24 protein-coding genes are annotated in these 22713 nt (G+C 50.1%); 6 read left to right on the plus strand and 18 right to left on the minus strand.

The features are described from left to right. Nucleotides 1-27: 27 nt before the first annotated feature. The 5 genes from galU to CF651_RS11605 form a co-directional block, all read right to left on the minus strand. The gene (gene galU / locus CF651_RS11585) at nt 28-915 is read right to left on the minus strand and encodes a UTP--glucose-1-phosphate uridylyltransferase GalU (RefSeq protein ID WP_094015020.1); all 888 of its coding nucleotides are present in this window, start codon (nt 913-915) and stop codon (nt 28-30) included. Continuing rightward, on the minus strand, nt 912-1760 hold the full coding sequence (locus CF651_RS11590) for a PHP domain-containing protein (protein ID WP_094015021.1): 849 nt from the start codon (nt 1758-1760) through the stop codon (nt 912-914). The genes galU and CF651_RS11590 overlap by 4 nt, the downstream gene beginning before the upstream one ends. Before the next feature lie 118 nt (nt 1761-1878). Beyond that, nucleotides 1879-2790 carry a selenium metabolism-associated LysR family transcriptional regulator gene (locus tag CF651_RS11595; protein WP_094015022.1) on the minus strand — a complete coding sequence of 304 codons (912 nt, stop codon included), beginning with the start codon at nt 2788-2790 and terminating at the stop codon, nt 1879-1881. 243 nt (nt 2791-3033) lie between these two features. Further along, the gene (locus CF651_RS11600) at nt 3034-3501 is read right to left on the minus strand and encodes a hypothetical protein (protein ID WP_094015023.1); all 468 of its coding nucleotides are present in this window, start codon (nt 3499-3501) and stop codon (nt 3034-3036) included. 212 nt (nt 3502-3713) lie between these two features. Then, nucleotides 3714-3980 (minus strand): YlbG family protein, encoded by a 267-nt coding sequence (locus CF651_RS11605; RefSeq protein WP_094015024.1) that lies wholly within the window; start codon nt 3978-3980, stop codon nt 3714-3716. 64 nt (nt 3981-4044) lie between these two features. Between CF651_RS11605 and CF651_RS11610 the strand changes: the two genes are divergently transcribed. Next, nucleotides 4045-5085: an asparaginase gene (locus CF651_RS11610; RefSeq protein ID WP_245855841.1), complete on the plus strand. Its 1041-nt coding sequence runs from the start codon at nt 4045-4047 to the stop codon at nt 5083-5085. Between the two features lie 43 nt (nt 5086-5128). On the opposite strand, the gene CF651_RS11615 is transcribed toward CF651_RS11610, so the two are convergent. From CF651_RS11615 to CF651_RS11625, 3 genes are all read right to left on the minus strand, one after another. Further along, nucleotides 5129-5590: a YlbF/YmcA family competence regulator gene (locus CF651_RS11615; RefSeq protein ID WP_094015377.1), complete on the minus strand. Its 462-nt coding sequence runs from the start codon at nt 5588-5590 to the stop codon at nt 5129-5131. A gap of 89 nt (nt 5591-5679) precedes the next feature. After that, nucleotides 5680-7761: a helicase-associated domain-containing protein gene (locus CF651_RS11620; RefSeq protein ID WP_094015026.1), complete on the minus strand. Its 2082-nt coding sequence runs from the start codon at nt 7759-7761 to the stop codon at nt 5680-5682. Beyond that, entirely contained in the window at nt 7758-9524 is a 1767-nt protein-coding gene (locus tag CF651_RS11625) for a DNA repair helicase XPB (protein WP_094015027.1), read from the minus strand. Before CF651_RS11625 ends, CF651_RS11620 begins: the two co-directional genes overlap by 4 nt. Before the next feature lie 146 nt (nt 9525-9670). On the opposite strand from CF651_RS11625, the gene CF651_RS11630 reads away from it, so the two are divergent. Next, nucleotides 9671-10198, plus strand: a complete 528-nt coding sequence (locus tag CF651_RS11630) for a thermonuclease family protein (protein WP_245855842.1) — start codon at nt 9671-9673, stop codon at nt 10196-10198. Between the two features lie 75 nt (nt 10199-10273). Here CF651_RS11630 and CF651_RS11635 read toward each other — a convergent pair whose 3' ends face one another. The 3 genes from CF651_RS11635 to CF651_RS11645 all read right to left on the minus strand — a co-directional run bounded on the left by CF651_RS11635 (nt 10274) and on the right by CF651_RS11645 (nt 13368). Then, nucleotides 10274-11440, minus strand: coding sequence for a Gfo/Idh/MocA family protein (locus CF651_RS11635; RefSeq protein WP_094015028.1), 1167 nt, complete (start codon nt 11438-11440; stop codon nt 10274-10276). Nucleotides 11441-11627: 187 nt separating this feature from the next. After that, nucleotides 11628-12062, minus strand: coding sequence for a CBS domain-containing protein (locus CF651_RS11640; protein ID WP_094015029.1), 435 nt, complete (start codon nt 12060-12062; stop codon nt 11628-11630). Nucleotides 12063-12204: 142 nt separating this feature from the next. Then, nucleotides 12205-13368, minus strand: coding sequence for a M20 family metallopeptidase (locus CF651_RS11645; protein WP_094015030.1), 1164 nt, complete (start codon nt 13366-13368; stop codon nt 12205-12207). Nucleotides 13369-13593: 225 nt separating this feature from the next. Here CF651_RS11645 and CF651_RS11650 point away from each other — a divergent pair, with 225 nt between their 5' ends. Together CF651_RS11650 and ftsW are read left to right on the plus strand one after the other, a co-directional pair. Further along, nucleotides 13594-13941 (plus strand): YugN family protein, encoded by a 348-nt coding sequence (locus CF651_RS11650; RefSeq protein WP_094015031.1) that lies wholly within the window; start codon nt 13594-13596, stop codon nt 13939-13941. Between the two features lie 13 nt (nt 13942-13954). After that, nucleotides 13955-15124 carry a putative lipid II flippase FtsW gene (ftsW, locus tag CF651_RS11655; RefSeq protein ID WP_094015032.1) on the plus strand — a complete coding sequence of 390 codons (1170 nt, stop codon included), beginning with the start codon at nt 13955-13957 and terminating at the stop codon, nt 15122-15124. A gap of 57 nt (nt 15125-15181) precedes the next feature. On the opposite strand, the gene CF651_RS11660 is transcribed toward ftsW, so the two are convergent. Next, complete coding sequence (locus tag CF651_RS11660; RefSeq protein ID WP_094015033.1) at nt 15182-15568, minus strand: Asp23/Gls24 family envelope stress response protein; 387 nt, start codon at nt 15566-15568, stop codon at nt 15182-15184. A gap of 161 nt (nt 15569-15729) precedes the next feature. Further along, complete coding sequence (locus tag CF651_RS11665; RefSeq protein WP_094015034.1) at nt 15730-16515, minus strand: SDR family oxidoreductase; 786 nt, start codon at nt 16513-16515, stop codon at nt 15730-15732. Between the two features lie 105 nt (nt 16516-16620). On the opposite strand from CF651_RS11665, the gene cax reads away from it, so the two are divergent. Further along, nucleotides 16621-17655 (plus strand): calcium/proton exchanger, encoded by a 1035-nt coding sequence (cax, locus tag CF651_RS11670; protein WP_094015379.1) that lies wholly within the window; start codon nt 16621-16623, stop codon nt 17653-17655. A gap of 37 nt (nt 17656-17692) precedes the next feature. Here the strand turns inward: cax and CF651_RS11675 are convergent, their stop codons facing one another. The 4 genes from CF651_RS11675 to CF651_RS11690 form a co-directional block, all read right to left on the minus strand. Next, the gene (locus CF651_RS11675; RefSeq protein WP_094015035.1) at nt 17693-17980 is read right to left on the minus strand and encodes an Fpa/YlaN family protein; all 288 of its coding nucleotides are present in this window, start codon (nt 17978-17980) and stop codon (nt 17693-17695) included. Nucleotides 17981-18110: 130 nt separating this feature from the next. Then, entirely contained in the window at nt 18111-18359 is a 249-nt protein-coding gene (locus CF651_RS11680) for an HPr family phosphocarrier protein (RefSeq protein WP_094015036.1), read from the minus strand. Between the two features lie 88 nt (nt 18360-18447). Continuing rightward, the gene (locus tag CF651_RS11685) at nt 18448-19563 is read right to left on the minus strand and encodes an aminopeptidase (protein ID WP_094015037.1); all 1116 of its coding nucleotides are present in this window, start codon (nt 19561-19563) and stop codon (nt 18448-18450) included. A gap of 70 nt (nt 19564-19633) precedes the next feature. Then, the gene (locus tag CF651_RS11690; protein WP_094015038.1) at nt 19634-20215 is read right to left on the minus strand and encodes a TVP38/TMEM64 family protein; all 582 of its coding nucleotides are present in this window, start codon (nt 20213-20215) and stop codon (nt 19634-19636) included. Between the two features lie 356 nt (nt 20216-20571). Between CF651_RS11690 and rpsD the strand changes: the two genes are divergently transcribed. Beyond that, nucleotides 20572-21171, plus strand: coding sequence for a 30S ribosomal protein S4 (gene rpsD, locus CF651_RS11695; RefSeq protein ID WP_094015039.1), 600 nt, complete (start codon nt 20572-20574; stop codon nt 21169-21171). A 147-nt stretch (nt 21172-21318) separates the two neighbouring features. Here rpsD and tyrS read toward each other — a convergent pair whose 3' ends face one another. Further along, nucleotides 21319-22572 carry a tyrosine--tRNA ligase gene (gene tyrS, locus CF651_RS11700; protein WP_094015040.1) on the minus strand — a complete coding sequence of 418 codons (1254 nt, stop codon included), beginning with the start codon at nt 22570-22572 and terminating at the stop codon, nt 21319-21321. Nucleotides 22573-22713 lie beyond the last annotated feature (141 nt).

Raw genomic sequence — 22713 nt, forward strand, 5'->3', positions numbered from 1 at the left:
ATGCCCCTCCTGCCGCGCCATTGCAGGCTAGCTTTCGGGTTCGTTCCTCCAAGGATCGGTTAATGAGCGCAAATAGGCTTTTAAGCTGCCCTGGAGATCTTCCCGCTGCAGCGCAATCTCAATGGTCGCTTCAATATAACCGAGCTTATCCCCGACATCGTATCGTTTTCCTTGAATCGGATAAACGACCATCTGCCGCTCTTGATTCAAAATGCGAAGCGCATCCGTCAGTTGAATCTCTCCGCCGCGTCCCGGCTCACAGCTTTCCAAAATGCCAAAAATTTCAGGAGTCAAAATATAGCGCCCGATGACCGCCAAATTCGACGGAGCCTGCGCGCGTTCAGGCTTCTCTACAAGATCGTCAATGTACTGAAAAGGAACCTTGTTCGCCGATGGAGAAATAATCCCGTACTTGTTCACATCGTCCCAAGGTACCTCCTGCGTGGCAATAACCGACGTGTTCGTCTGGTCGTACAAATCCATCATTTGCCTGAGACACGGAGGCTCCGACTGAATAATATCATCGCCCAGCAGCACCGCAAACGGCTCATTGCCGATAAACTTGCGCGCGCATAGAACCGCATGACCGAGACCGAGCGGCTGCTTCTGACGAATATAATGCACATCGGCCAAATTCGATACCGCCTGCACCATGCGAAGCAGCTCCTGGTTGCCCTTCTCCTCCAGCATCATCTCAAGCTCGATGGATTTATCGAAGTGATCCTCGATCGCCCGTTTATTCCGGCCCGTTACAATCATAATATCTTCAATACCGGAAGCAATGGCCTCCTCTACGATATACTGAATGGCCGGCTTGTCAACAATCGGCAGCATTTCTTTGGGCTGCGCCTTGGTGGCGGGAAGAAACCGGGTGCCAAGACCGGCAGCAGGAATAATCGCTTTACGAATGCTCATGGGCGGCTCTCCTTTGCCTGGATTAGCTGCTCCACAGCCTTCATTTCTACTTTTCTTGCACCGATCGGCGCGTGAAACACAACCCCGTTACGCTCCCCGTGAAAATCGGAGCCTGCGGTGACAATCAGACCTAGCCGCTCCGCGATAGCCAAATAATGCGCTTCCTGCTCCGGTGTATGATCCGAATGATAGACTTCCAGCCCCGCCAGGCCCTGCTCTGCCAGCTCGGCAATCAGGCCATCCTGATCATAGAGTCCGGGATGCGCCAGGACCGGTACGCCGCCTGCCTCTCGTATCCACTGAACCGCCGTCTGCGGTTCAATTCGGGGAGGGTTCACATAAGCCGCCCCGTCCTTGCCCAAATAACGGTCGAATGCTTCCGACATCGAGCCGACATACCCTTTGCGAACCAGAGCGTCGGCAATATGCGGCCTGCCTATGGTCTCATCCGCTTTTTTGGACACTTTCAGAGAGGCGATGACATCGTCCATCGTGAGCTGCAGCCCCAGCTCGTTCAACCGCTCCAGAATCAGCTCATTGCGGCGGTCTCTCGTTCTGCGAAGCTCCTCCAGCCGATCCAGCAGCTGTGTGCTGCGGTAATCGATAAAATAGCCCAGCACATGGATATCCGTCCCTCCGGCTACCGTGCTGATTTCGACTCCGGGAACGACCGTGATTCCCATCGTCTCCCCGGCTTTCAATGCTTCTTCGATACCCGCTACTGTATCATGGTCTGTAATTGCAACGGCGCCAAGGCCTGCTGCCAAAGCCAAGCGGACATTTTCCGTCGGCGGCTGAGTGCCGTCCGAGGCTAAAGTGTGTGTATGTAAATCTGCATATTGCATAAGCTCCGTTCACATCCTTTTTCAGTGTAAAATGGAATAGTTAACTTAGGATTAAGACAGTTTATATATTTAGTAAATCAACCCGGACGGCTGACACGGGTTTGAAGCTTGTTCCTCTCTACAGCCACTGCCCTAAGTCCCGTTCCCGCAAAAAGGACACGAATGTTACAGCCGATATTGGAAGAATCGTAGAATTCAAATAAATGGCATAGAAGCTTCTCGAGAAACGGACGCCCTCTATCATTTTAACATGAAGAACACCCAATGCCGCCTCATGCTTTACGGATGATTGGGACAAGATCGAGATCCCGAGACCTGCCTCCACTGCCGACTTGACGGCTCCCGTACTCCCGAGCTCCATCACAATGGTCATATCGGCTGCCTGATAACCCGCTTGCTCCAGCTGCTCCTCCATCACCCTTCTCGTCCCCGAGCCTTGCTCTCTAAGGACGAACGCATATTTGAGCACCTCCTCCATCGGAACCTTGTCGAACCTCGTTAGGGGGTGCTCGCGCGGAACGATGAGAACCAGCTCGTCGTTCATCACAGCCTCGGTGTGGACGTCCGGATGATGCACCTCCGCTTCCACGATACCGAAGTTAAGTTGGTGGTTCAAAATCTCGTCCAATATTTGCCTTGTATTAATTACCTTTAAGCTTACCGAAATATTCGGATATTCCTTGCCGAAAGGACCCAGCAGCCGGGGCAGTATATATTCCCCGACGGTCATACTTGCTCCCAGATGCAGTCGTCCCTCCAGCATATGTGTAAATTTGGACATGCTGACATCCGTTTCTTTCATCAGATCGATGCTCCGTTTAGCAAACGGCAGCAAGGTGCGCCCGGCTTCGGATAGCTCAATTTTTTTGGTCGAACGATTAAACAGCTTTGTACCGAAATAATCCTCCAGGGATTGCACCTGCATCGTGACCGCGGGCTGCGTCATGTGCAGCGCCTGAGCCGCATTCGAGAAACTGCCTTTCTCCGCAACCGTGTGAAAAATGTGGAGCTGATGAAAATTAAGTGCCATAAACGGGGTTCCCTCCAACTTGCATGGTAGACCTATTATAGCAAAAGAAAAAATCCCTCGAAAGTAAGCAAATTCATCAATTGACAATGAACGAGAAAAAACTCTCTCCTTCGCAAAAAAATTGCGCCGGCAAGCTGAGCTTAAGTATTTTCGCCAACGTATGGTAAAACTAAAAAAGAGTACGCCGTGAGAACACGGTATACTCTGGATTACGTAAGGAGATGATTAGTTAAACACGGCTGGTTACCTGCGTTTCCTGCTATTTTTGATCAAGGTCATCCGGCGGGAGTGGCGCAGCCAGGAATAGTATGATTTCAAGTCGCGAAGCTCAATCGTTTCGGACATCCGGCCCAGAAAAGTGACGATGATCATCCGATGCAGCGGTTTGCGCGAGGACGGCGAGCCTGTGTGAAGCGCATTCATTTCCTGATCCGCAGGATGATAATCCGTAAACTCGGCTACGAGGACCAAATCGTCTTCAACTACGTAGACATCCTCACCATTTTTATAGTAGGACTTCATTTGTCCTTCACGGAGTCGGCTCCATAAGAAATCGCATATATCCACAAAACCGGTCTTCTGGCTCTCAACCCGGTCCGCCCAGCGAATCTTGGCATGATTAGTGATGACGATATCCGCTATATTTTTGTCTCCTAAAGCAATAGAAGACGGCTCGCAGTTGGTGGAACGCTCTACCGTTTTATCCCTCATTAACCACAACCCCCAGCCTATTAAATTAGTCCTTTAAACCTATGTACAAGATAGTAGTCATATCTATTTTACTTTATTTGCTAGTAGATTCCAAATTAAAAATTCTTTAGAAACCCGGTCGGCACCTTGACTATTCGAACAAAAAAAGCTTCTGGGATCCAGAAGCTTACGCTGCGCATACATTATAGAATAGCAAGGGTTGCCATTCCCTTTTATAAGGTGTAAAATCTCGTTTTATCCGGCATATTACTACTGTATTCCGTTTTAATTTCATTGCGGTAGGAGCGCTCCACCTTCTTGACGAAAGGCAGCTTTTGCAATTGTTTCATCGTTTCGTCCAGCTTGCTTGTATGAACGTACATAGCTGCATAATGTAATCTTTTGGAAATAAAATGAACGCTGCCATAACGGTCCAAGTGCTTGGATGCCGCCTTGCTGTCGCTGATCCACACAATCAGTCCGCTGCGATCGGTAAACATAGGTAAGACCTTCTCTCTATAATAAAATGAATAGTTACGTTGCTGACTAAAAAAGGTGGAATTCATGATGCATTACCATGACAAAGAATCACAAGTCCTCGTGGCTGCCGTTCGCGGCGAGCTGACGGAAAGTATTCACCGCGGTCATATCGCTGTTGTTAATATCCACCGACACACGGTTGCTTATGCCGGGAATCCGGACCACTACACGTTCGCCCGTTCCACAGCCAAGCTGCTGCAAGCGATTCCTTTATTGGAAGCGGGAGGGGCCGAGGCGTACGGCTTCAACGACAAGCAGGTTGCCCTGCTCTGTTCCTCCCATAACGGGGAGGACGCTCACGCTGCCACGGCTGACGCCATACTCGAACGCCTTGGACTCCACGAGTCTGCGTTATTATGCGGAGTGCATGAGCCATACCATCAACCGACGGCCGAACGATTGAAGGCCCAAGGAATCCCGCTCACACCCTTGCGGAATAACTGCTCCGGCAAGCATTCCGGCATGCTGGCATTGGCTCTGCTTAGACACTGGTCCACCGGTCAATACTCCGACCTTGAGCACCCCGTCCAGCAGCAAATGCTGCATATCATGTCCGACATGACGGGCATTCCCGCCGGTCAAATCACCTTGGGCACCGACGGCTGCGGGGTTCCCGTATTCGCGGTTCCCATCAGCTCGCTTGCTTACGCCTATGCCAGGCTGGGTCAGCCTATAGACTTGCCGGATGCCCGTGCACAAGCGTGTAAGCGAATTATTAAAAGCGCTGCCAATGAACCGTATTATGTAGCCGGAAGCGGGAGATTCGATACCCGGTTAATCGAGGTGACCCAGGGCCGCCTGATCGGTAAGATGGGAGCGGAGGGCGTATTCGCGCTGACCGTTCCGGAGCAAGGCTTAGGTATTGCCGTAAAAATTGAGGACGGCTCGATGCGGGCTTTGTATCCAGCCGTCATGGAAGCGCTCATCCAGCTTGATCTTCTTCAAAAGCATGAAATCGAGGCGCTGAGCGAATTCCAACAGCCGCCAATCGTCAACTGCCAAAAGGCGGTTGTAGGACGCCTGCAGCCTGTGCTGAAGCTGGAAGTACACAGCAAAAGCATATAATGGTTAACAAGGCCTTCCTTTCGAAGAGGAAGGCCTTGTTCGATTAACCGCAGCTGCCGGAGCAGCTGCCGCCGCTGGAGCAGCCACCGGTGGAACAGCTGCCCCCACCCGCAAGCGGATCATTGCTCGGCACTTTAATGGTGTCGGAGACACTCCGTGCAATCGTCTCGGAAACCATGTACAGCAGCTCATCCAGCCGCTGCTCGGCCGCTTTGAAGCCGCGTACTGTCTCCAAGCTATCCAATTCACTCTGAATAGCTTGGGCCTGCTCCAATGCCGCGTGATAATCCGGGTGAAAATGACCGAAGCGCTGACATTCCTCGAACAGCTCTTTCTTTTTGTTAAACTGTCTCACCAGCTCGTGCACTCGAGGATCCTCGTCCTTGCGACGCTTCCAATATAAATAATCCGCCGTTTCCGCGGAAACATTAATCATGTCACCTAAATCGTATGCCTGCATCAGAATGGCAGACATATCTAATGTTGGAGCCTCAATTACTGCCATCAACAGCACCTGCCTTACTTGGATTGTCCGGATACGGATAACTGCTCCTGACAAGTCTATCATACCACACCTGAGACGCATTTGTTGCATCAATATTTATCATTAATGCCTGGCAATATCATCTTCATTTCCTGCCACTCTTCCGGAAACCAGCAAACCTCCTGCTGCTCCGTTTGTTCCAGACCGGTCATGCTCCAGGTTCCTCTCGTTTCTTGAAGCTTGCGAGGGGCAATGAGATGATCCTGACCATTGTAGCGCACCTGCAAACCGGCGCGCCATTCCATCGCCTTTTCGACCATTTCCCTGCGGGTGGAGACATGATAAGCTCTGTAATCCCTCACCCACCCGGTAGGGATCCCGTTTAAATCTGGATAAAGATCCCGGATTTCCGGAAGTCTCGGCTCCATTTCAAAATAACCCAGGCCATGGCGTGAATAAATAAAGCCTTTATTGAAAAGCCAATTATGGGTTGGATCTGCAGAAGAAAGCGCCCTTTTGTCAAAGTCAGGCTTCAAAAGTTCAGTGCCGCGGCTTGGGCCCGTTGCTCCATCCAGCTGCGCGATCTTGCCCGGCATCCAGCCTGCTTTGGTCAAAGCCTCCGAAATTTTCTTTACTTGATCGGGCTTGACGATCCAGGCCAGCTGACCTACCGGCTCGAGCAGCCATTCTCCGCTTCCCGGAAGCTTGCGGACGGCATCGGCTGCCGCCTCATCCAGGCATCGCAGCAGGACGACCTGGGCCAACCCTACTTTGCCGAAAGGCTTCGCCCACTGTGCAATCGTCAGCTTGATATTTTCGGGAACGCCGTATAGGGAGTAACGTTCAAGGAAGTTTATTACCTCTTCCGCACGCCGCCCATGTTCCATCGCCCTCTGCAAGCTCTCCTTACTTAGCTTATAAAGAGAAACCTGGTCCGATTTATGCAGATCCGCAAGCACGGATAGCTCCCAGCGCACAGCGAAGCCAACCTCCGGCGGAACAAGCAGTTCAAAATCCGGCTGCACATAAAAGCGTTCCTGATCCTCTCCCTCCTCGGAAGAGGAGATCCCCGCCCCCCCGCCAACAGGTCCGGCCGGCTTGATCGGATGCTTTATCCAACGATACAGCGGGACTCCATGCGAGTCCGTGCCTTTTTCCATCCAGCCAAACGCAATCAGAGGGTAAATCCACTGCCGTTCCAGTTGCAGCAGCGCTTCGGCATCCTCTAACGGAAACGGAGACATGCTCTCTCTGCTTCCCTCTCCGCCATGCCTCAGGCCCTGTTGAGACAACCAGTCCAGAATGCGGGTCGATCGAATCCAACCGCCCTCCTCCGACCGTTCCAGCAGGCTCACTGCGTGCTGAAGCCAGACGGCTCCTGGAAAAGCGGCCTGCTTCCATATGGCATATAGCGTATCGTTCTGTTCCTTTTCGCTCAAGGAAAGCCAACGTTCCAGATTCAGAGGGTGCAGCAGCAGCCCATCCGAATGCCCTTCCAGCAGCTCCAATCTTGTCAACAGCTCCATCAGGAAGGCGATTTTGGGAGAATATATGTCGACATAAGCATATTTCATCCCCGCCCCTTCGAGCCATGGATCCGGAAGCGTCAGCAGCTCGCTGAGCTTCTGCAGCTGTCTTTTGTTTATGGTTCCGTTCTTCGTCCATTTCACATCGTTCTGAGCTATAAACACTAACGCCTGAAACAGATCGTGCGCAAGCCCGGGCCCGTTGGATTCCGTGAGCTGGATGTGTAGAGACCCTTCATCTGATAAAAGCAAGGGCTCCTCTCCCATTCCAGGCAAAGGAAAGAGCACGCGCTGCCACAGACCGAGTCCATCAAGCGACATCACATACACATGCTCGCCCCATGATTTACGGAATGGAAAAATCAAGCCCTTTTTGACCAGCTGCAAAAAACCAACCTTCGCGTCGGCCCCGGACATGCCGGATGCCGCCAGCTTTTCCAATCGCGAAGTGTCAAAAGACTCGCAGCCAATCGATCTGACGATCAGCATCAGAACCTTCCGTTCCCGAACCGAAAGCTGGCTGTAGAGAAAGTGCATCTTGTCCGGATCATTCAGAATGGATTCCAAGGTTTCCCCTTGCTTCAACCAAGTATAGTACACCGTCTCAGCCTCGATCTGGGATCTCAGCTCCTGCGGCATTCTGGCTACATAGTACTTCGTATTCACGGCGTGCCTGCCTCCTCCGGCTCCATAAATGAACTCACACGGTTTACTTTGTTAGCCTGCTCTGCTTCGAGGGAAAAGGGAGGTGCACTGACCACAGCCTCTTCACGATCATCAATGATGTAGCGGTATCCCTGCTCCACCAAAAACAGCTGGCGGTTCAGCGCAAACTCCTGCTCCTTCGTACTGGATGAGACGATGGAATAGAAGCTGGCTGCATTGACTTCCGCCTTTGGACGCAAAATACGGCCAAGCCGCTGGGCTTCTTCCTGCCTGGAGCCGAAGCTGCCGGAAATTTGAATCGCGATGGACGCATCCGGCAGGTCAACGGCAAAATTAGCAACCTTCGACACGACGATTGTGTGCAGCTCTCCCCGTCGAAACAGCCCGTACAGCTCCTCCCTCTGCTCATGCGGCATCTCACCGGTAATAAGAGGCGCTCCAATGGCTTTAGCCACAGCTTTCAGCTGATCCAAATATTGACCGATGATGATCGTTTGCTCTCCTGCATGCTTGGCAAGCAGCTCCTGAACAATTTTCAGCTTATCAGGGTTTTCGCTCGCAATACGCATCTGATGCCTTGCCTCTGCGCAGCGATATATGTCCTGCTCTGCCGCCGGCAGAGGAATACGGACTTCGGTGCAGGTTACCGAGGCAATCCAGCCTTTGTTCTCCAGGTCCTTCCATGGCATCTCATAGCGCTTCGGCCCGACAAGCGAGAACACGTCTTCCTCCCGGCCATCCTCCCGGACCAAGGTTGCCGTCAGCCCGAGACGGCGTGTCGCTTGAATATCGGCCGTCACCCGAAACACCGGTGCAGGCAGCAGATGGACCTCGTCATAGACGATCAGCCCCCAATCCCGCTTGTTGAACAAATCCATATGCACGAACAGGTCATCCTTTGACTTTCGATAGGTTAATATTTGATAGGTTGCGATCGTAATAGGCCGGACATCTTTTTTGGTCCCTGTGTATTCGCCCACCATGTCCTCCGTGACATCCGTTTTCTCCAAAATTTCCCGCTTCCATTGGCGGACCGACGTACTGTTCGTAGTTAAAATAAGCGTTGCGCAGTTAAGCTTGCCCATCGCGGCGATTCCGATGACGGTTTTTCCCGCTCCGCAAGGCAGCACGAGAACGCCGCTGCCTCCCTGCAGGCTGCCTTCACGATAGAACGAATCGACGGCCGAGGCCTGGTAGTCGCGCAGCTGAAACGCCTTGCCTTCCTTGCTTTCCCGCCGAAGCCGGATCGGCAGCTGTTCGCCGCGCGTATAGCCGGCCAAATCCTCCACAGGATAGCCCAGCTTCAGCAGCTCCTGCTTTAATGCCCCCCGGAACGACGAGGAGAACCGGAGGGTGGTCGCATTCACTTGACAGAGTCCATAGGAGCGCAGCGACTTAAAAGAGACCATTTCCTTGATGGCCTCAATGTCGTCGGAAATGAGAAGCAAATCTTCCCCTAAGCTTTCCATACGAATGCGGCCATACCGTTCGATAAATCGCTTAATATCCTGCTTCACGCCAAGCGGAACGCCGAATTTCGCGTTGTTCTCGAGAAAATCCGTCACTTCCTCCGTCCTCATCCCGGCCGCTGCGGCATTCCAAAGGGACAACGCGGTCATCCGGTAGGTGTGAATATGTTCAGGCGTTTTCATCAGATCGGCAAAACGCGCCAAACCAGCGCGAACCGTGTCGAATTCAGGGTGTCGGGCTTCCAATAATATAGTGAAATCGTTCTGGACGATAAGCGGCTTTTTCGAATCCATCTGGGAGGCTCCTTTCCATTTCCATCCTTTCTAGTATGAGGGGAATGGTTGGGATTTAAACATTTCACCCCTTTACAAGGGTTCGGAATTGGTTTAATCTACGCTACGTAGGAATGGACAGTATGCAAAAGAGGGGGCAGCACAAGTTGAATAAACGCGGGATCCTGTACATAACGGCCCTTTTATGTGTGATGGTGCTTTTCAGTATTGTTGCGGGCTGTAAAGACAGTCCTGCATCCACCAAATCGGGTCGGGAGACAGCCAAGGTTGAACGGGTCGTCGATGGAGATACGTTCGAAATCAAGCGGGATGGAAAAAAGGAAAAGGTGCGTTTGATCGGGGTCGATACACCCGAGACGAAAAAACCGAACACGCCGGTCATGTTTTACGGCAAGGAAGCTTCCGATTTTACGAAGAAAAAGCTGGAAAATAAAACAGTGGAGCTGGAATGGGATGTCGAGCAGAAGGATCAGTACGGTCGCCTGCTTGCCTATGTGTGGATCGGAGATGAAATGTTCAACCGCACCCTGGTTCGTGAGGGCTACGCTCGCATCGCTACCTTCCCGCCAAATGTCAAATATGTCGATCAGTTCAAGCAGGATCAGGAAGAAGCGCGCAAAGGCAGCAAAGGGCTATGGAAGGATTATGACAAAGCTTTTGAAAAGAAAAAATAATGAACCGGCAATCAGCCCCTTTTGTCCGTGAAAAAAAGACGACCAACGGAATCCTCCGTCAGTCGTCTTTTTTCATTAATGCGTGCCTTTAACATCCATTTGAAGCTCTTTTGTTTCTTTCTGATAGGTGGAGTTCTTGATTCGCTCCTGCAGCTTCTCATAGTACAAGTCTTCATTGATTGGAAGGTCAACCCAGTTATCCGTCCAGGAGGACAAATGCATCGCATTGGACAAGGTCAAGCCCTTGATCCCTTCTTCACCCGGCGCGAGCAATGGAGTGCCTTTCAAAATATGATCTACAAAGTTTTGCATAATGCCTTTATGTTGAGGGCCGGGAGCCCCGACTACCGGCACATCGCATTTCCAGCACTCAGGAGAACCGAAGCCGCCTTTATAGTCACGGTTAAAATCTTTCTCAGATACGCGCAGACGCCAGAACGTCAGCTTATCATCCTCAATCACAATTTTACCGCGATCACCCGATACCTCGAAGCGATTCGTGCCCGGCGCCTCTCCTGTTGTGGTTACGAACAAGCCTGTCGCGCCGTTCGCATACTCCACATAAGCGGTTACATCGTCTTCCACTTCAATGTTGCGGTACTTACCGAAGCCGCAAAACGCGCGAACGCGTGTAGGCATCATGTCAACCGTCCACTGCCACAGGTCAAGCTGATGCGGATCCTGATTGATCAAGACGCCGCCGCCTTCGCCCGCCCAAGTTGCGCGCCAGCCGCCGCTGTCGTAGTAGCTTTGGGAGCGGTACCAGTTCGTAATGATCCAGTTCGTGCGGCGTACCTCGCCAAGCTCACCGGAAGTAATCAGATCGCGAAGCTTCTGGTAGAGTGGGTTCGTCCGCTGATTATACATAATTCCGAAGATTTTACCGGATTTGGCCGCCGCCTCGTTCATTTCACGCACTTGCTTGGTATATACTCCAGCAGGCTTCTCCACAAGAACATGATAGCCGTGGTTGAATGCTTGAATGGCAGAAGCCGGATGATCATAATGCGGTGTTGCAACCAATACGGCATCAAATGCTTTGGAAGCAAAAAATGCATCCAGATTATCGAACAATTGAATATTCATATTTCCGTGATTGCTTCTAACCCATTCAAGCCGGGCTGGATCCGTATCCACAACAGCCGTTAATTCAGCGCCTCGAACTTCATTTTTCGAAAAATAGTCGGTATGGCCCTTACCCATGTTGCCCATACCGATTATACCAATACGCACCTTTTCCATTCGTTCCGTTCCCCTGCCTCTCATTGATCATAAGAGCTATGTAAGCAATTTCAAGCTCAACCTCATTATATAATGCACACGTGAACAATACAATAGCATAAATACAAAAAAAATCGTTCTCTCTGCTTCACAACGGAAGTCAGAGGAACGATTTCCCTCAGGCTGTTTCTGCTTTCAGAAAATAATATTAGACCGTTACTTTGTCTTTTTCCGAGATTTGACTCAATGCTTCTCCGGCCTCATCCTCGAACTTATCGCGTACGGCCAGGTCACCGATCGATACGATCCCCACGAGGTTACCGTTCTCTACGACCGGCAGACGGCGGATTTGCTGCTTGGCCATTAATTTGGCCGCCTCATCCACTGTAGTCTCCGGTGTCGCGCTTGTAATTTGGTTGCTGCTCATGACTTCCTTGACAGCCGTAGAACCTTCTTTCTTGGCTGCAAAGCCGCGGATAACCAAGTCACGGTCCGTGATGACGCCGATCAGCTTTTTCCCGTCCACAACAGGAATAAAACCGGTATCCTCCTGCTTCATTTTGACTGCAACCTCATACACATTATCCTGCAAGGTTACGGTTGAGCAATCCGTCGTCATGATTTCCTTTAACGTTCGGCTCAAAGAAAATCCCTCCCAAAAAAGAGTTGCTGGCGAAAGCAGGTGCAAGCGACAATCCGCACGCAGTCATTTCGTCGCAGACATAGATTTTCCCGAAACGGCGATACGCATGCGTTGAAATATTAACACATAACGGTATCTAGCCCTAACCCTTCTGGCAATCCATCACCATACTGACGAATAATCGGGCAGCGTGCAGCATCGACGTCTCATCAATATCAAAGCGGGGATGATGATGCGGATAAATGATGCCTTTCTCCTTGTTCCCCGCACCAACGAACATAAAGCATCCCTTCCGGTGATGCAGGTAATAAGAGAAATCCTCCCCCGCCATGACCAGCGCCAGCGGTTCGCAGGGCACCACCTTGCTTCCGGCTCGAAAAAAACGCTCTACCTCCGCATCATGATTGATAACCGGAGGATAACCTAATTTGTAATCCACCTTATAATCGGCTCCGGCCATATGACAGGTATGCTCGACTACTTCCTCCACGCGCTTCTTCACTTCCATGCGCAGTTCGGGATCAAAGGTCCGAACCGTTCCGGTCAATGCTGCGGTCTCCGCAATGACATTAAAGCTGGTGCCGCTGTGAAAGGAGCCCACGGATACGACACAAGGCTCCGTGGGGCTTACATTGCGGCTGACGATCGTTTGCAAATTTACAACCAGCTGGGAAGCCGTCACGATACTATCGACTGTTTCATGCGGTAAGCCTCCATGCCCGCCCTTCCCTGTTACGGTAATTTCAAACTCATCCGCCGCAGCCATCATGGCACCCGATCTGCTGTATGCCGTACCTACCGGAAGAGGCGTCCACAAATGAATGCCGTAAACATAATCTACACCGTCAAGCGCTCCCGCTTCTATCATACTGTTAGCACCGCCAGGGCTCAGCTCCTCTGCATGCTGGAACAAGAAAACGACATCGCCCTTAAGGAGGGACCGGTGTTCAGACATCGCCTTGGCCACCCCGAGTAAAGTTGATGTATGGGCATCATGTCCGCAGGCATGCATGATTCCTTTTGCTTTCGATGCGTACTCGGTAAGCTTCTCATCTTGAATCGGCAGTGCGTCCATATCGGCACGAAGCGCCACCGTAGGGCCGCTGCCGTTTCCTTTCAAACGTGCGACTACCCCATGTCCTCCGACACCGGTCTGCACCTCAAGCCCCCACTCGCGAAGCTTGCGAGCCACGAATATGGCGGTTTCCTTCTCACAATAGGACAGTTCCGGGTGCTGATGCAGGTACCGCCTCCAGCCTACCATGTCCGGGTAAAGCCTCTCTACCGCTTCCAACAATTGTTCCATGGCTCTTCCCTCCGCTTCTTTTTTTCATTTTACCAAATATGCTGCCGGCTTTCATCTATCTGTCACGAAGGTGTCACAAGATGATCATACTTTCGTCCAACTTCCCCCTGTACATTTTGCAATAGGGTTGCACAACTTTGGGAAACATACTATCATGGATAAGAAAAGCTTCTATAGGTAGGAAGCTTTTTTAATGGACTTGACTTTTATTAGGAGGGCTTCAAAGTGATTATTGAAAACAATGGCGTAAAAGGGCTTAAAAGCGATCTGGCCCATCTGGATGAAGTAAGCGCAAAGCTCGGCTTTGTTCGCTGGCAGTGGGAGTACACCCGCGCTACATACGATTTGAAACTCGAAGACAAAACGACAGGCAGCGACTACTTTTTGCGTGTAAATACTCGGACAGAATCCGGTAAACTTGAGTCGCCTTATGCAATTCTTTACATAGAAGACGTCTACATCGGCAAAGCAACTTTCCCTCACGGCCTGGACTATCAATCGCCGATTCCTGATCAAATTTTGAAAATGGCTACATCCAAGCTTTCCCAGCTAAAAACCGAACTGTCTCACTAAGGAGGAGGTCATCATGACTTCCCCACGGCGAGGTACACCGGATTTTTTGCTGCTTTTTTTAACCTTTGCATTAGTTTGCTTCGGTCTGGCTATGGTATTCAGCGCAAGCATGGCGTATACACGCCTTGATCCCCTTACCAAAACAACGGTAAACGATCCGTGGTATCTTGTGACGCGTCAGGGGATCTTTATTGCTTTGGGTACGGTAGCCATGTTTTTTTTTATGAACGTCGATTACCGGCTCCTGAAGAAATGGATTCGTCCGGGCTTTGTCATTGTCGTTATTTTGCTCCTGCTGGTCCCGGTCATCGGTAAAGAAGTGAACGGTGCGAAGAGCTGGTTCAATATCGGAGGCTTCGGGATTCAGCCCTCCGAATTTGCGAAGCTGGCAATCATCATTTATTTGGCGGCTCTGATCAGCAAAAAAGAAGACAAATTCCGTGATTTCAAAACCGGCTTGTTACCCGCCCTTGCTATCTTCGGATTTATTTTTGCTTTAATCGCCCTGCAGGGGGATACGGGCTCTCTGATGATTCTTACTCTTATCGTGGCCATTCTTATCGTCGCGGGAGGGGCCAATCTAAAGCATTTGTTTTATTTAGGCATTGCAGGTGCCGGTGTGCTTTCCTTGATGATTACCGCATATTTCATCAAAACAAATGGAGACAGTTACCGGATTGAACGGTTCAAGACGTTTCTGAACCCGGAAAACGACCCATTAGGAAGCGGTTACCAGATTATCCAATCCCTCTATGCCTTTGGCCACGGAGGTTTCGTCGGAGCCGGTTTCGGACAAAGCATCCAAAAGCTGCATTATCTCCCGGAAGCCCATAATGACTTCATTTTCTCCATTATCGGAGAAGAGCTTGGTTTTATTGGAAGCACGTTTTTTCTTCTCGTTTACTTGGCTTTTTTATGGCGCGGCCTGTTTGTTGCTATTCGCTGCAAGGAGACGTTCGGTACCTTAATGAGTGTCGGAATTATAGGCATGATTGCCATTCAAGCACTAATTAATCTGGGCGGCGTCACAGGCAGCATACCTCTGACAGGGGTAACCCTTCCTCTGATCAGCTACGGCGGATCTTCAATGCTGGTGACACTTTCGAGTATAGGCATTCTGCTAAGCATATCAAGAGCCTACAACAAGCCGGATAAAGAAAAAGAAACGAAAAAGAGAGCCTGATCTGAGTATCAGCTCTCTTTTTTCATACATATGTACAACGCGGATAGTCCATCCGTCTTATCTCACGCGATGAGGATCTTCCACAACGGCAGGCTCTTCTTCGCGGAAAGCGACTCCTTCAACCTTCACGTTCACTTCAACGACGGTTAAGCCGGTCATATTCTCTACAGCTTCCCGCACATTGTGCTGCAGGTCACGACAGACCTCTTGAATTCTGGAGCCGTAATTAACGATCACACGCAAATCGATGGCCGCTTCCACCTGTCCAACCTCGACAGATACGCCTCGCTGTACATTTTTACCGCTAAGCCGTTTGGCCAAACCTTCGGAAATCCCTCCCGACATCGCGGCGATCCCAGGAGTTTCCAGTGCAGCTAACCCTGCGATTGTCGAAACAACATCATCTGAAATGCGAATAAGACCAGTTTGAATTTCTTCGGACATACGGATCACTCCTTAGAGGGTTATAGCTATATTGTAATGACTTCCCCCAGGGAAAGCAACTTGGGCGGTGACCCGTGGGCCATATCTTTGACTAATTTTGTCGAAGTAACGAAATTGACCTCCGGCAAACACGGAATGAACCGCTCAAGCTGCGATGATTGCTATAAAGACTTCACTGCGCCGCCGTCCACATAGAAGACAGAGCCCGTCATATAGCTGTTCCTTGGCGAGAGCAAGTAAGCCGCAATGGAAGCCAATTCGTGCGGCTCACCATACCGTCCCAGCGGAATATCCTTCACGAGCGATTCCTGAATTTCTTCCACCGGCCTTTGTTCTCGTTCTGCGCGGGCCGAATCCAGCTCGACGATGCGATCCGTCATAATTCTTCCCGGGCAAACGGTATTCAACAAAATCTGGTCCGGCGCAAGCTCCATGGACAAAGTTTTCATCAAACCTAGCACACCGGTGCGAAACGTATTCGAGAGCACGAGGCCGGGAATCGGCGTTTTTACCGAAGTCGAGGCAATGGTGACAATCCGTCCTCCCCGCTCCTTAAGCAAAGGATGAAAGCCGCGGATCAATCGGACGACACTCATTAGATTGCCCATAAAAGCTTTCTCCCAAGCCGCATCGTCAAAGCTAAGGAAGCTCCCGCTTGGCGGTCCTCCCGAATTGCAAACCAGCGCATCGATACGGCCAAAATGATCTCCTGCATAAGTAACGAGCCGGTCGATATCCGCCACTTGGCTCAGATCCACTGCCATGGCCTCAACCTTCACCTTATACTTTTTACGGATTTCCTCCGCAATTTCCTTCACAGCCTCCTCACTCCGGCTGCACAAAAGCAAATGCGTACCCTCGGCTGCAAGCTGTTCGGCAACAGCTCGTCCAAGTCCTTTGCTGGATGCCGTCACTACAGCTGTTTTTCCTGCCAAAAATAAATCCATAGGAACACGCTCCTTGTTTACATTGTCCCAAATTATGGGTATAGTAGAATAGGTTTTATTCAGATAAGGTATACTTTACCATAAGAGGTGAGAGTTTTGAAACGCATGTACACCATCGGGCTTATCGCCAGCTTCGCGCTGAGTGCCTTCGCCCATTACTCGGGGCTGTTCTCAGCTACGATGCAGTTTATAATCTCCTGTATTGCCATCATCTTTGTCGCCGGTTTTCTTGGCAAAGCGACCGAAAGCGTCGCTCATTACGCCGGAGAACGCTTGGGTGGCTTCCTTAATGCAACGTTCGGCAATGCTGCGGAATTGATCATTGCTATCTTCCTCGTCAAAGACGGAATGTTCGACATCGTAAAAGCCAGTATTACCGGCTCCATTATCGGAAATCTGCTGCTTGTTCTCGGCGCCAGTCTCCTGGTGGGGGGCTTGAAGTTCAAAGAGCAGCAATTTAATGTGAAATTGGCCAGTCATAACGGTTCGCTCATGCTGCTTGCGGTGATTGCCTTGTTCATTCCGGCGGCCTTCACCAAAAGCTTGACGACGAACGAAACATTGAATCTGAGCATATTAGTTGCCATCATTTTGATTGTCGCTTATCTGCTTTGGCTGCTGTTCTCCATGGTAACCCATAAGAATGAGCTGGCCGACGAGGTCGTTGAGCACGGCGAAGCAGCATGGTCCAAGCGCACATCCATTTTGTTCCTGGTTGTTGCCACCGCCATGGTTGCTTTCGTCAGTGAGTGGCTGGTTGGGACACTGGAAACCATTACTCATCAATTCGGGCTTTCCGAGCTGTTCGTTGGTGCCTTCCTGATCGCGATCATAGGGAATGCGGCTGAGCATAGCGCAGCCATCATGCTGGCACGCAAGAACAAGATCGGCGCTGCTGTGGAGATAGCCGTAGGCAGCTCACTGCAGATCGCCCTGTTCGTTGCTCCCGTATTAGTGCTCGTCTCCCTGCTCTTCGGAAAAACGATGAATATCGTGTTCAGCACCTTCGAGCTGGTTGCGATTGGGGTATCCGTCATTATTGCCAAGTCAATTTCTCAGGATGGAACGACCAACTGGTATGAGGGTGTGCTGCTGCTCGTCGTTTACTGCATCCTTGGTATCGCGTTCTTCTTGGTGTAGCACTTTCAAAAAAAAGAGTAACCTTCAATGAAGAAGGCTACTCTTTTTTGTTCAGTGCTTCATAAAGCTGAGCCAAATTCCGTTCGAGCTTCATCATGATTTGCTTGCCGGCAATTTCAGTGATCAGCTCAGCACGAATGGCGAAATCGATCTCTCTGGATAACCCGTACATCTGTGTATCTAACACCTCTTCATACAGAGGACATTTACGTGTAGCCAAGTTTTCCATCTGTACTTCGATGAGCTTTTCAATTTTGTCCGCATCCTCTTGAAGAAGATGAAGTGCTTTCTGCGATAAGCTTAGTAACAAATCGGATGATGACATCAAGCTTTTCCCCCCTGTACGTACGAGTTCATAGCTTAATATTAGACGAAATTGACGCAATACACAAGAGAGCGCATCCTAATAAAAAACGGCATCTCCACTTATGCCGTGGGATGCCGCTTTTACCTCATTAGTCTTGAATGCTGTTGATTTGCAGATTATGCTTCGCGAACACTTCTGCCATTGCTTTCTTAGCTTCTTCGGCATCAGGGCCGTGAACGTGAAGATCATAGTTGCTGCTAGTCAACAATGTAGTGAATAGACCCAAAATACTTTTTACATCGATGTACTTGTTATCGTACTGCAAAACGATAGAGGATCTGAATTTGTTTGCAGTTTGGGAAATTTCTACGATAGCTGCATTATTGGCACTTGACATTTGGAATCCCTCCATGCGGATCAATAACTGGAATATGTAAATCGCTTTCTTTTTAGATTTTACCTTGGAAAGTTACAACACGCAACAACTATTTCAAATGTTCTGGATTTAATCCCTCAAGCTCGGGAATGACGAACCGCCCATCTTTTCGAATCAATACGTCATCAAAATAAATCTCCCCGCCGCCGTATTCCGGCCTTTGAATGAGCACCAAATCCCAATGGACGGAGGAACGGTTTCCGTTATCCGCCTGCTCATATGCTTGCCCCGGAGTAAAGTGAAGGCTGCCGTCAATTTTCTCATCGAACAGCGTATCTTTCATCGGCGTCAAAATGTATGGGTTAAAGCCAAGACTGAACTCGCCGATATAGCGTGCCCCTTCGTCAGAATCCAGAATATCGTTCAAACGCTTCGTATCGTTGCTCGTCGCTTCCACAATTTTGCCGTTCTCAAAACGGAACACGATGTTCTCGAACGTAATCCCCGACTTCACCGAAGGCGTATTATAGCTGATAACTCCATTTACCGAGTCCCGCACAGGCGCAGTATATACCTCGCCGTCGGGAATATTGCGCTTACCGCAGCATTTCACCGAGCCGATATTTTTAATGGAAAAAGAAATATCCGTTCCCGGCGATACGATCCGTACGCGGTCCGTCCGGTTCATCAAGGCTTGCAGCGGGTCCATGGCATCCGACATTTTGGCGTAGTCCAGATTGCATACGTCAAAGTAAAAATCCTCAAACTTTCCGGTACTCATGTTAGCCAGCTGTGCCATCGAACCGTTCGGGTAGCGCATGACGACCCACCGTGTCTTCTTGACTCTTTGCTCCAAATGCACCGGCTTGCTGTAATAGGTTTGGTAAAGCTTCATCTGGGCTTCAGGCACATCGGACATTTCGCTGACGTTCTCTCCCGCACGGATCGCCACATAACAGCTCATGTCCTGCATCCGTTTCAAGTCCATTTCTGCCCAGTGCTCAATCTGTTCTTTCGTCGCCGACTGAAGGAGCGCACTTTGTACGGCAGGATCGATCAATTCGACATAAGGCTGCCCGCCTCTTGCGTACACTTCCTCTACTAGCGCCTTTACAAGCTCGCGTTCGGAACCGATCATCTCAATCAGCACTTTTTCCCCGGGCTTCACATCTATGGAATAGGTTGCAATGTTGTGTGCAAGTGTTTGGATACGTGGATCTCTCATAGCTTTAATCGACTCCCTTTCGTAAATAAAATAAACTGTGGATGCTTGTTATAATATACCCTACACCGTATCAGCTGTCGCTGCCAAACCACTTCCGTTTGTAACGGTTGCCGATCAGCATCAGAATGATGAATACAAGCAGCAGTAAAAGCAGTCTTCCTTTATTATGGTGGAAATAAAGCAAGTCATGCCCGATCAACGATTCGAGAAAAATCATCGGCAGTTTGCCGACCACCGTTCCAAGGAAAAAATCTCTTCCTTTCACTTTGGTTACAGCGGCTCCGAGATTAATTGCGAAGGAAGGCAGCACAGGGATGACCCTGGCAATGGCTATGTATAAAAAACCGTTGCGCTTAAGCCTCTCATTGAATTTGGCGAGCTGCGGATATTTTCCCAGCTTTTTCTCCACCCAGGTCCTCCCATAGGTGCGGGCAAACCAAAAGGCGGTTATGGCCCCCAGAACCGACATCACATAGTTGACGAGAAACCCAAGCCATAAACCGAATAGCAGCACGTTAGCCCCGGCTACAACGACAAAAGGCACAAACGGCACAAGCGTTTGTACATAAGCCAGCAGCGCGCCTGCCAGATGCCCCATAATCCCCCACGAATCCAGTATATCGGACAAGTGATGGACATTCCATTTACCCACAGAACTCTCCTCCTTCACACCGTCTTATTGTACCATTTCTTCACCTCAATTCACAAAACCATTCCCCTTCTTGCCAAAGGCAAGGATAAATTTAATAAAATCAGGGCTGACACTTGACATGGATAGGTGAAGTCTTATAAAATTAGAAGTCGAGAATGAGCACTGTTCACAAAGGAATTGTGCTTATGGTGGAAGCCTGTGTCACCCTCACAGATTTTGTTGCTTGCAGGACAGCGGCTGAACTTTCTTGCCAGATGCCTTAAGGACAACCCTTGGGCTTCAAACAAAATCGAGCACATGCTTCACCCGAGGAAACAAACACATCCACCATCTTATTTTAAAGGAGCACATTATACATGGCACGCTACACAGGTCCTAAATTTAAACTTAGCCGTCGTCTGGGCATCTCCCTAAGCGGCACTGGAAAAGAATTGAAACGCCCATTTCCTCCAGGACAACACGGTCCGGGACAACGCAGAAAAATGAGCGGCTACGGTATTCAGCTGCAAGAGAAACAAAAACTTCGTCACATGTACGGAATGAACGAAAAACAATTCCGCAACTTGTTCGACAAAGCTACTAAGCTTCAAGGGATCGCCGGTGAAAACTTCATGATCCTTCTTGAGAGCCGTTTGGACAACCTGGTTTATCGTCTGGGCTTGGCTAACTCCCGTGCAGGCGCGCGTCAGTTGGTTTCCCACGGTCACGTAACTGTCAACGGTAAAAAAGTAGACATCGCTTCCTACATCGTAAGCACTGGCGATGTTATCGGTCTTCGTGAAAGAAGCCGCGGCTTGTCTTCCGTTAAAGAAGCTTTGGCTAACCGCAACTACCTGCCGGCTTACCTGGAATTCAACGACGCTTCGATCGAAGGTAAATTTACTCGTCTTCCTGAGCGCTCCGAGCTGCCTCAAGAAATTGACGAGAAACAAATCGTCGAGTTCTACAGCCGTTAATATTTGTTCTGCAAACCGCCTTCCATTACGGAGGGCGTTTTTTTTTATGTTTAAATCATGATAGAAACAAAGAAGCCGGCCCTTGAATTGCCTCCAAACCGGAGATCAAGGGACAGCCTCTATTATTTTACATTTGAACCTTTAATATTACACAAACTTTGCCAAGTAGTAGTTACGCTTGCCGCGGCGGATCACGATATATTTACCTTCAAGCAGATCGCTTTGCTGCAGTACTTTATCGAGCTCGGTCACCTTCGTTCCGTTCAAAGAAACTGCGCCGCTCTCAATATCCTGCTTCGCTTGGCGTTTGGAAGGAGCTGCCTTCACCGCGAGCAGCAGATCGATTAGAGCAATCTCGCCTGACACTTCCGTAGAAGGAACGTCCTGGAACGCATCCTCGATTTCGCGGCCGGTTAAAGTGTCTACGTTGCCGCTGAACAGCACCTCGGAAATTTTAATCGCGCTGTCTGTCGCTTCCTTGCCATGCACCAGCTCTGTCACTTCTCTTGCCAACACACGCTGCGCTTCACGCTTCTCCGGGCTTTCGCTGACTTGCGCTTCCAGACGGGCGATTTCTTCATGAGGCAGGAAGGTGAAATATTTCAGAAACTTCACCGCATCGTTGTCATGCGTATTGATCCAGAACTGGTAGAACTGGTATGGGGACGTTTTGTCCGGATCGAGCCACACGGCGCCTCCAGCGGTTTTACCGAATTTGGAGCCGTCGCTTTTGGTTACAAGCGGCATCGTTAATCCGAAGGCCTTGTTCCCTGTTGTCTTCCCAATCAGTTCAAGTCCTGCCGTGATGTTGCCCCACTGGTCGCTGCCACCCACCTGCAAGCTGCAATTCACATCGGAATTCAGTCTCATGAAATCGTAAGCCTGCAAAATCATGTAGCTGAACTCCGTAAATGAAATCCCATTGCCGATACGTGAATCGACACTGTCCTTAGCGAGCATGTAATTGACGGAGAAGTTTTTGCCGATATCCCTCAAAAATGTGATGACATTAAGGTCGCCCAGCCAATTGTAATTGTTGGCCATCCGTGCCGGATTGACACTGGAATCAAAGTCCAGGAAGCGGGAAAGCTGGCCACGCAGCTTCTCTGTCCATTCCTCCACCACATCCTGCGTATTCAAGGAACGTTCCGTCGAGCGACCGCTTGGGTCTCCGATTAAGCCTGTGCCTCCACCCACCAGAGCGATAGGCAAATGACCTGCCATTTGAAACCGCTTCAAGCACAAAATCGGCAGCAAATGCCCGATATGCAGACTATCCGCTGTCGGATCGAAGCCTGCGTATAACACCACCGGTTCCTCGCTAAGCTTTTTGGCTAGTCCTTCTTCATCTGTTAACTGGTGAATCAATCCTCTGTACTGCAGTTCCTGTAAAATATTCATTCGCCTCTACTCCCTCTCTTCTGAAAAATACAAAAAAGCCTTCTCATCCACAAAGGGACGAGAAGGCTATGCTCGCGGTACCACCCTAATTAAAGCCATCAAGTGCCCGGCAGTTCCTTAAAAAGGCGACTGTGCGGCAGC

This window comes from Paenibacillus rigui (genome assembly GCF_002234615.1).
In the GTDB taxonomy this organism is placed as follows: domain Bacteria; phylum Bacillota; class Bacilli; order Paenibacillales; family NBRC-103111; genus Paenibacillus_S; species Paenibacillus_S rigui.

Excerpts from the sequence above, each read along its gene's own strand:
- galU (WP_094015020.1), bottom strand. The coding sequence starts at position 915 with ATGAGCATTCGTAAAGCGATTATTCCTGCTGCCGGTCTTGGCACCCGG.
- CF651_RS11590 (WP_094015021.1), bottom strand. The coding sequence starts at position 1,760 with ATGCAATATGCAGATTTACATACACACACTTTAGCCTCGGACGGCACT.
- CF651_RS11595 (WP_094015022.1), bottom strand. The coding sequence starts at position 2,790 with ATGGCACTTAATTTTCATCAGCTCCACATTTTTCACACGGTTGCGGAG.
- CF651_RS11600 (WP_094015023.1), bottom strand. The coding sequence starts at position 3,501 with ATGAGGGATAAAACGGTAGAGCGTTCCACCAACTGCGAGCCGTCTTCT.
- CF651_RS11605 (WP_094015024.1), bottom strand. The coding sequence starts at position 3,980 with ATGTTTACCGATCGCAGCGGACTGATTGTGTGGATCAGCGACAGCAAG.
- CF651_RS11610 (WP_245855841.1), top strand. The coding sequence starts at position 4,045 with ATGATGCATTACCATGACAAAGAATCACAAGTCCTCGTGGCTGCCGTT.
- CF651_RS11615 (WP_094015377.1), bottom strand. The coding sequence starts at position 5,590 with ATGGCAGTAATTGAGGCTCCAACATTAGATATGTCTGCCATTCTGATG.
- CF651_RS11625 (WP_094015027.1), bottom strand. The coding sequence starts at position 9,524 with ATGGATTCGAAAAAGCCGCTTATCGTCCAGAACGATTTCACTATATTA.
- CF651_RS11635 (WP_094015028.1), bottom strand. The coding sequence starts at position 11,440 with ATGGAAAAGGTGCGTATTGGTATAATCGGTATGGGCAACATGGGTAAG.
- CF651_RS11645 (WP_094015030.1), bottom strand. The coding sequence starts at position 13,368 with ATGGAACAATTGTTGGAAGCGGTAGAGAGGCTTTACCCGGACATGGTA.
- ftsW (WP_094015032.1), top strand. The coding sequence starts at position 13,955 with ATGACTTCCCCACGGCGAGGTACACCGGATTTTTTGCTGCTTTTTTTA.
- CF651_RS11660 (WP_094015033.1), bottom strand. The coding sequence starts at position 15,568 with ATGTCCGAAGAAATTCAAACTGGTCTTATTCGCATTTCAGATGATGTT.
- CF651_RS11665 (WP_094015034.1), bottom strand. The coding sequence starts at position 16,515 with ATGGATTTATTTTTGGCAGGAAAAACAGCTGTAGTGACGGCATCCAGC.
- cax (WP_094015379.1), top strand. The coding sequence starts at position 16,621 with ATGTACACCATCGGGCTTATCGCCAGCTTCGCGCTGAGTGCCTTCGCC.
- CF651_RS11675 (WP_094015035.1), bottom strand. The coding sequence starts at position 17,980 with ATGTCATCATCCGATTTGTTACTAAGCTTATCGCAGAAAGCACTTCAT.
- CF651_RS11680 (WP_094015036.1), bottom strand. The coding sequence starts at position 18,359 with ATGTCAAGTGCCAATAATGCAGCTATCGTAGAAATTTCCCAAACTGCA.
- CF651_RS11685 (WP_094015037.1), bottom strand. The coding sequence starts at position 19,563 with ATGAGAGATCCACGTATCCAAACACTTGCACACAACATTGCAACCTAT.
- rpsD (WP_094015039.1), top strand. The coding sequence starts at position 20,572 with ATGGCACGCTACACAGGTCCTAAATTTAAACTTAGCCGTCGTCTGGGC.
- tyrS (WP_094015040.1), bottom strand. The coding sequence starts at position 22,572 with ATGAATATTTTACAGGAACTGCAGTACAGAGGATTGATTCACCAGTTA.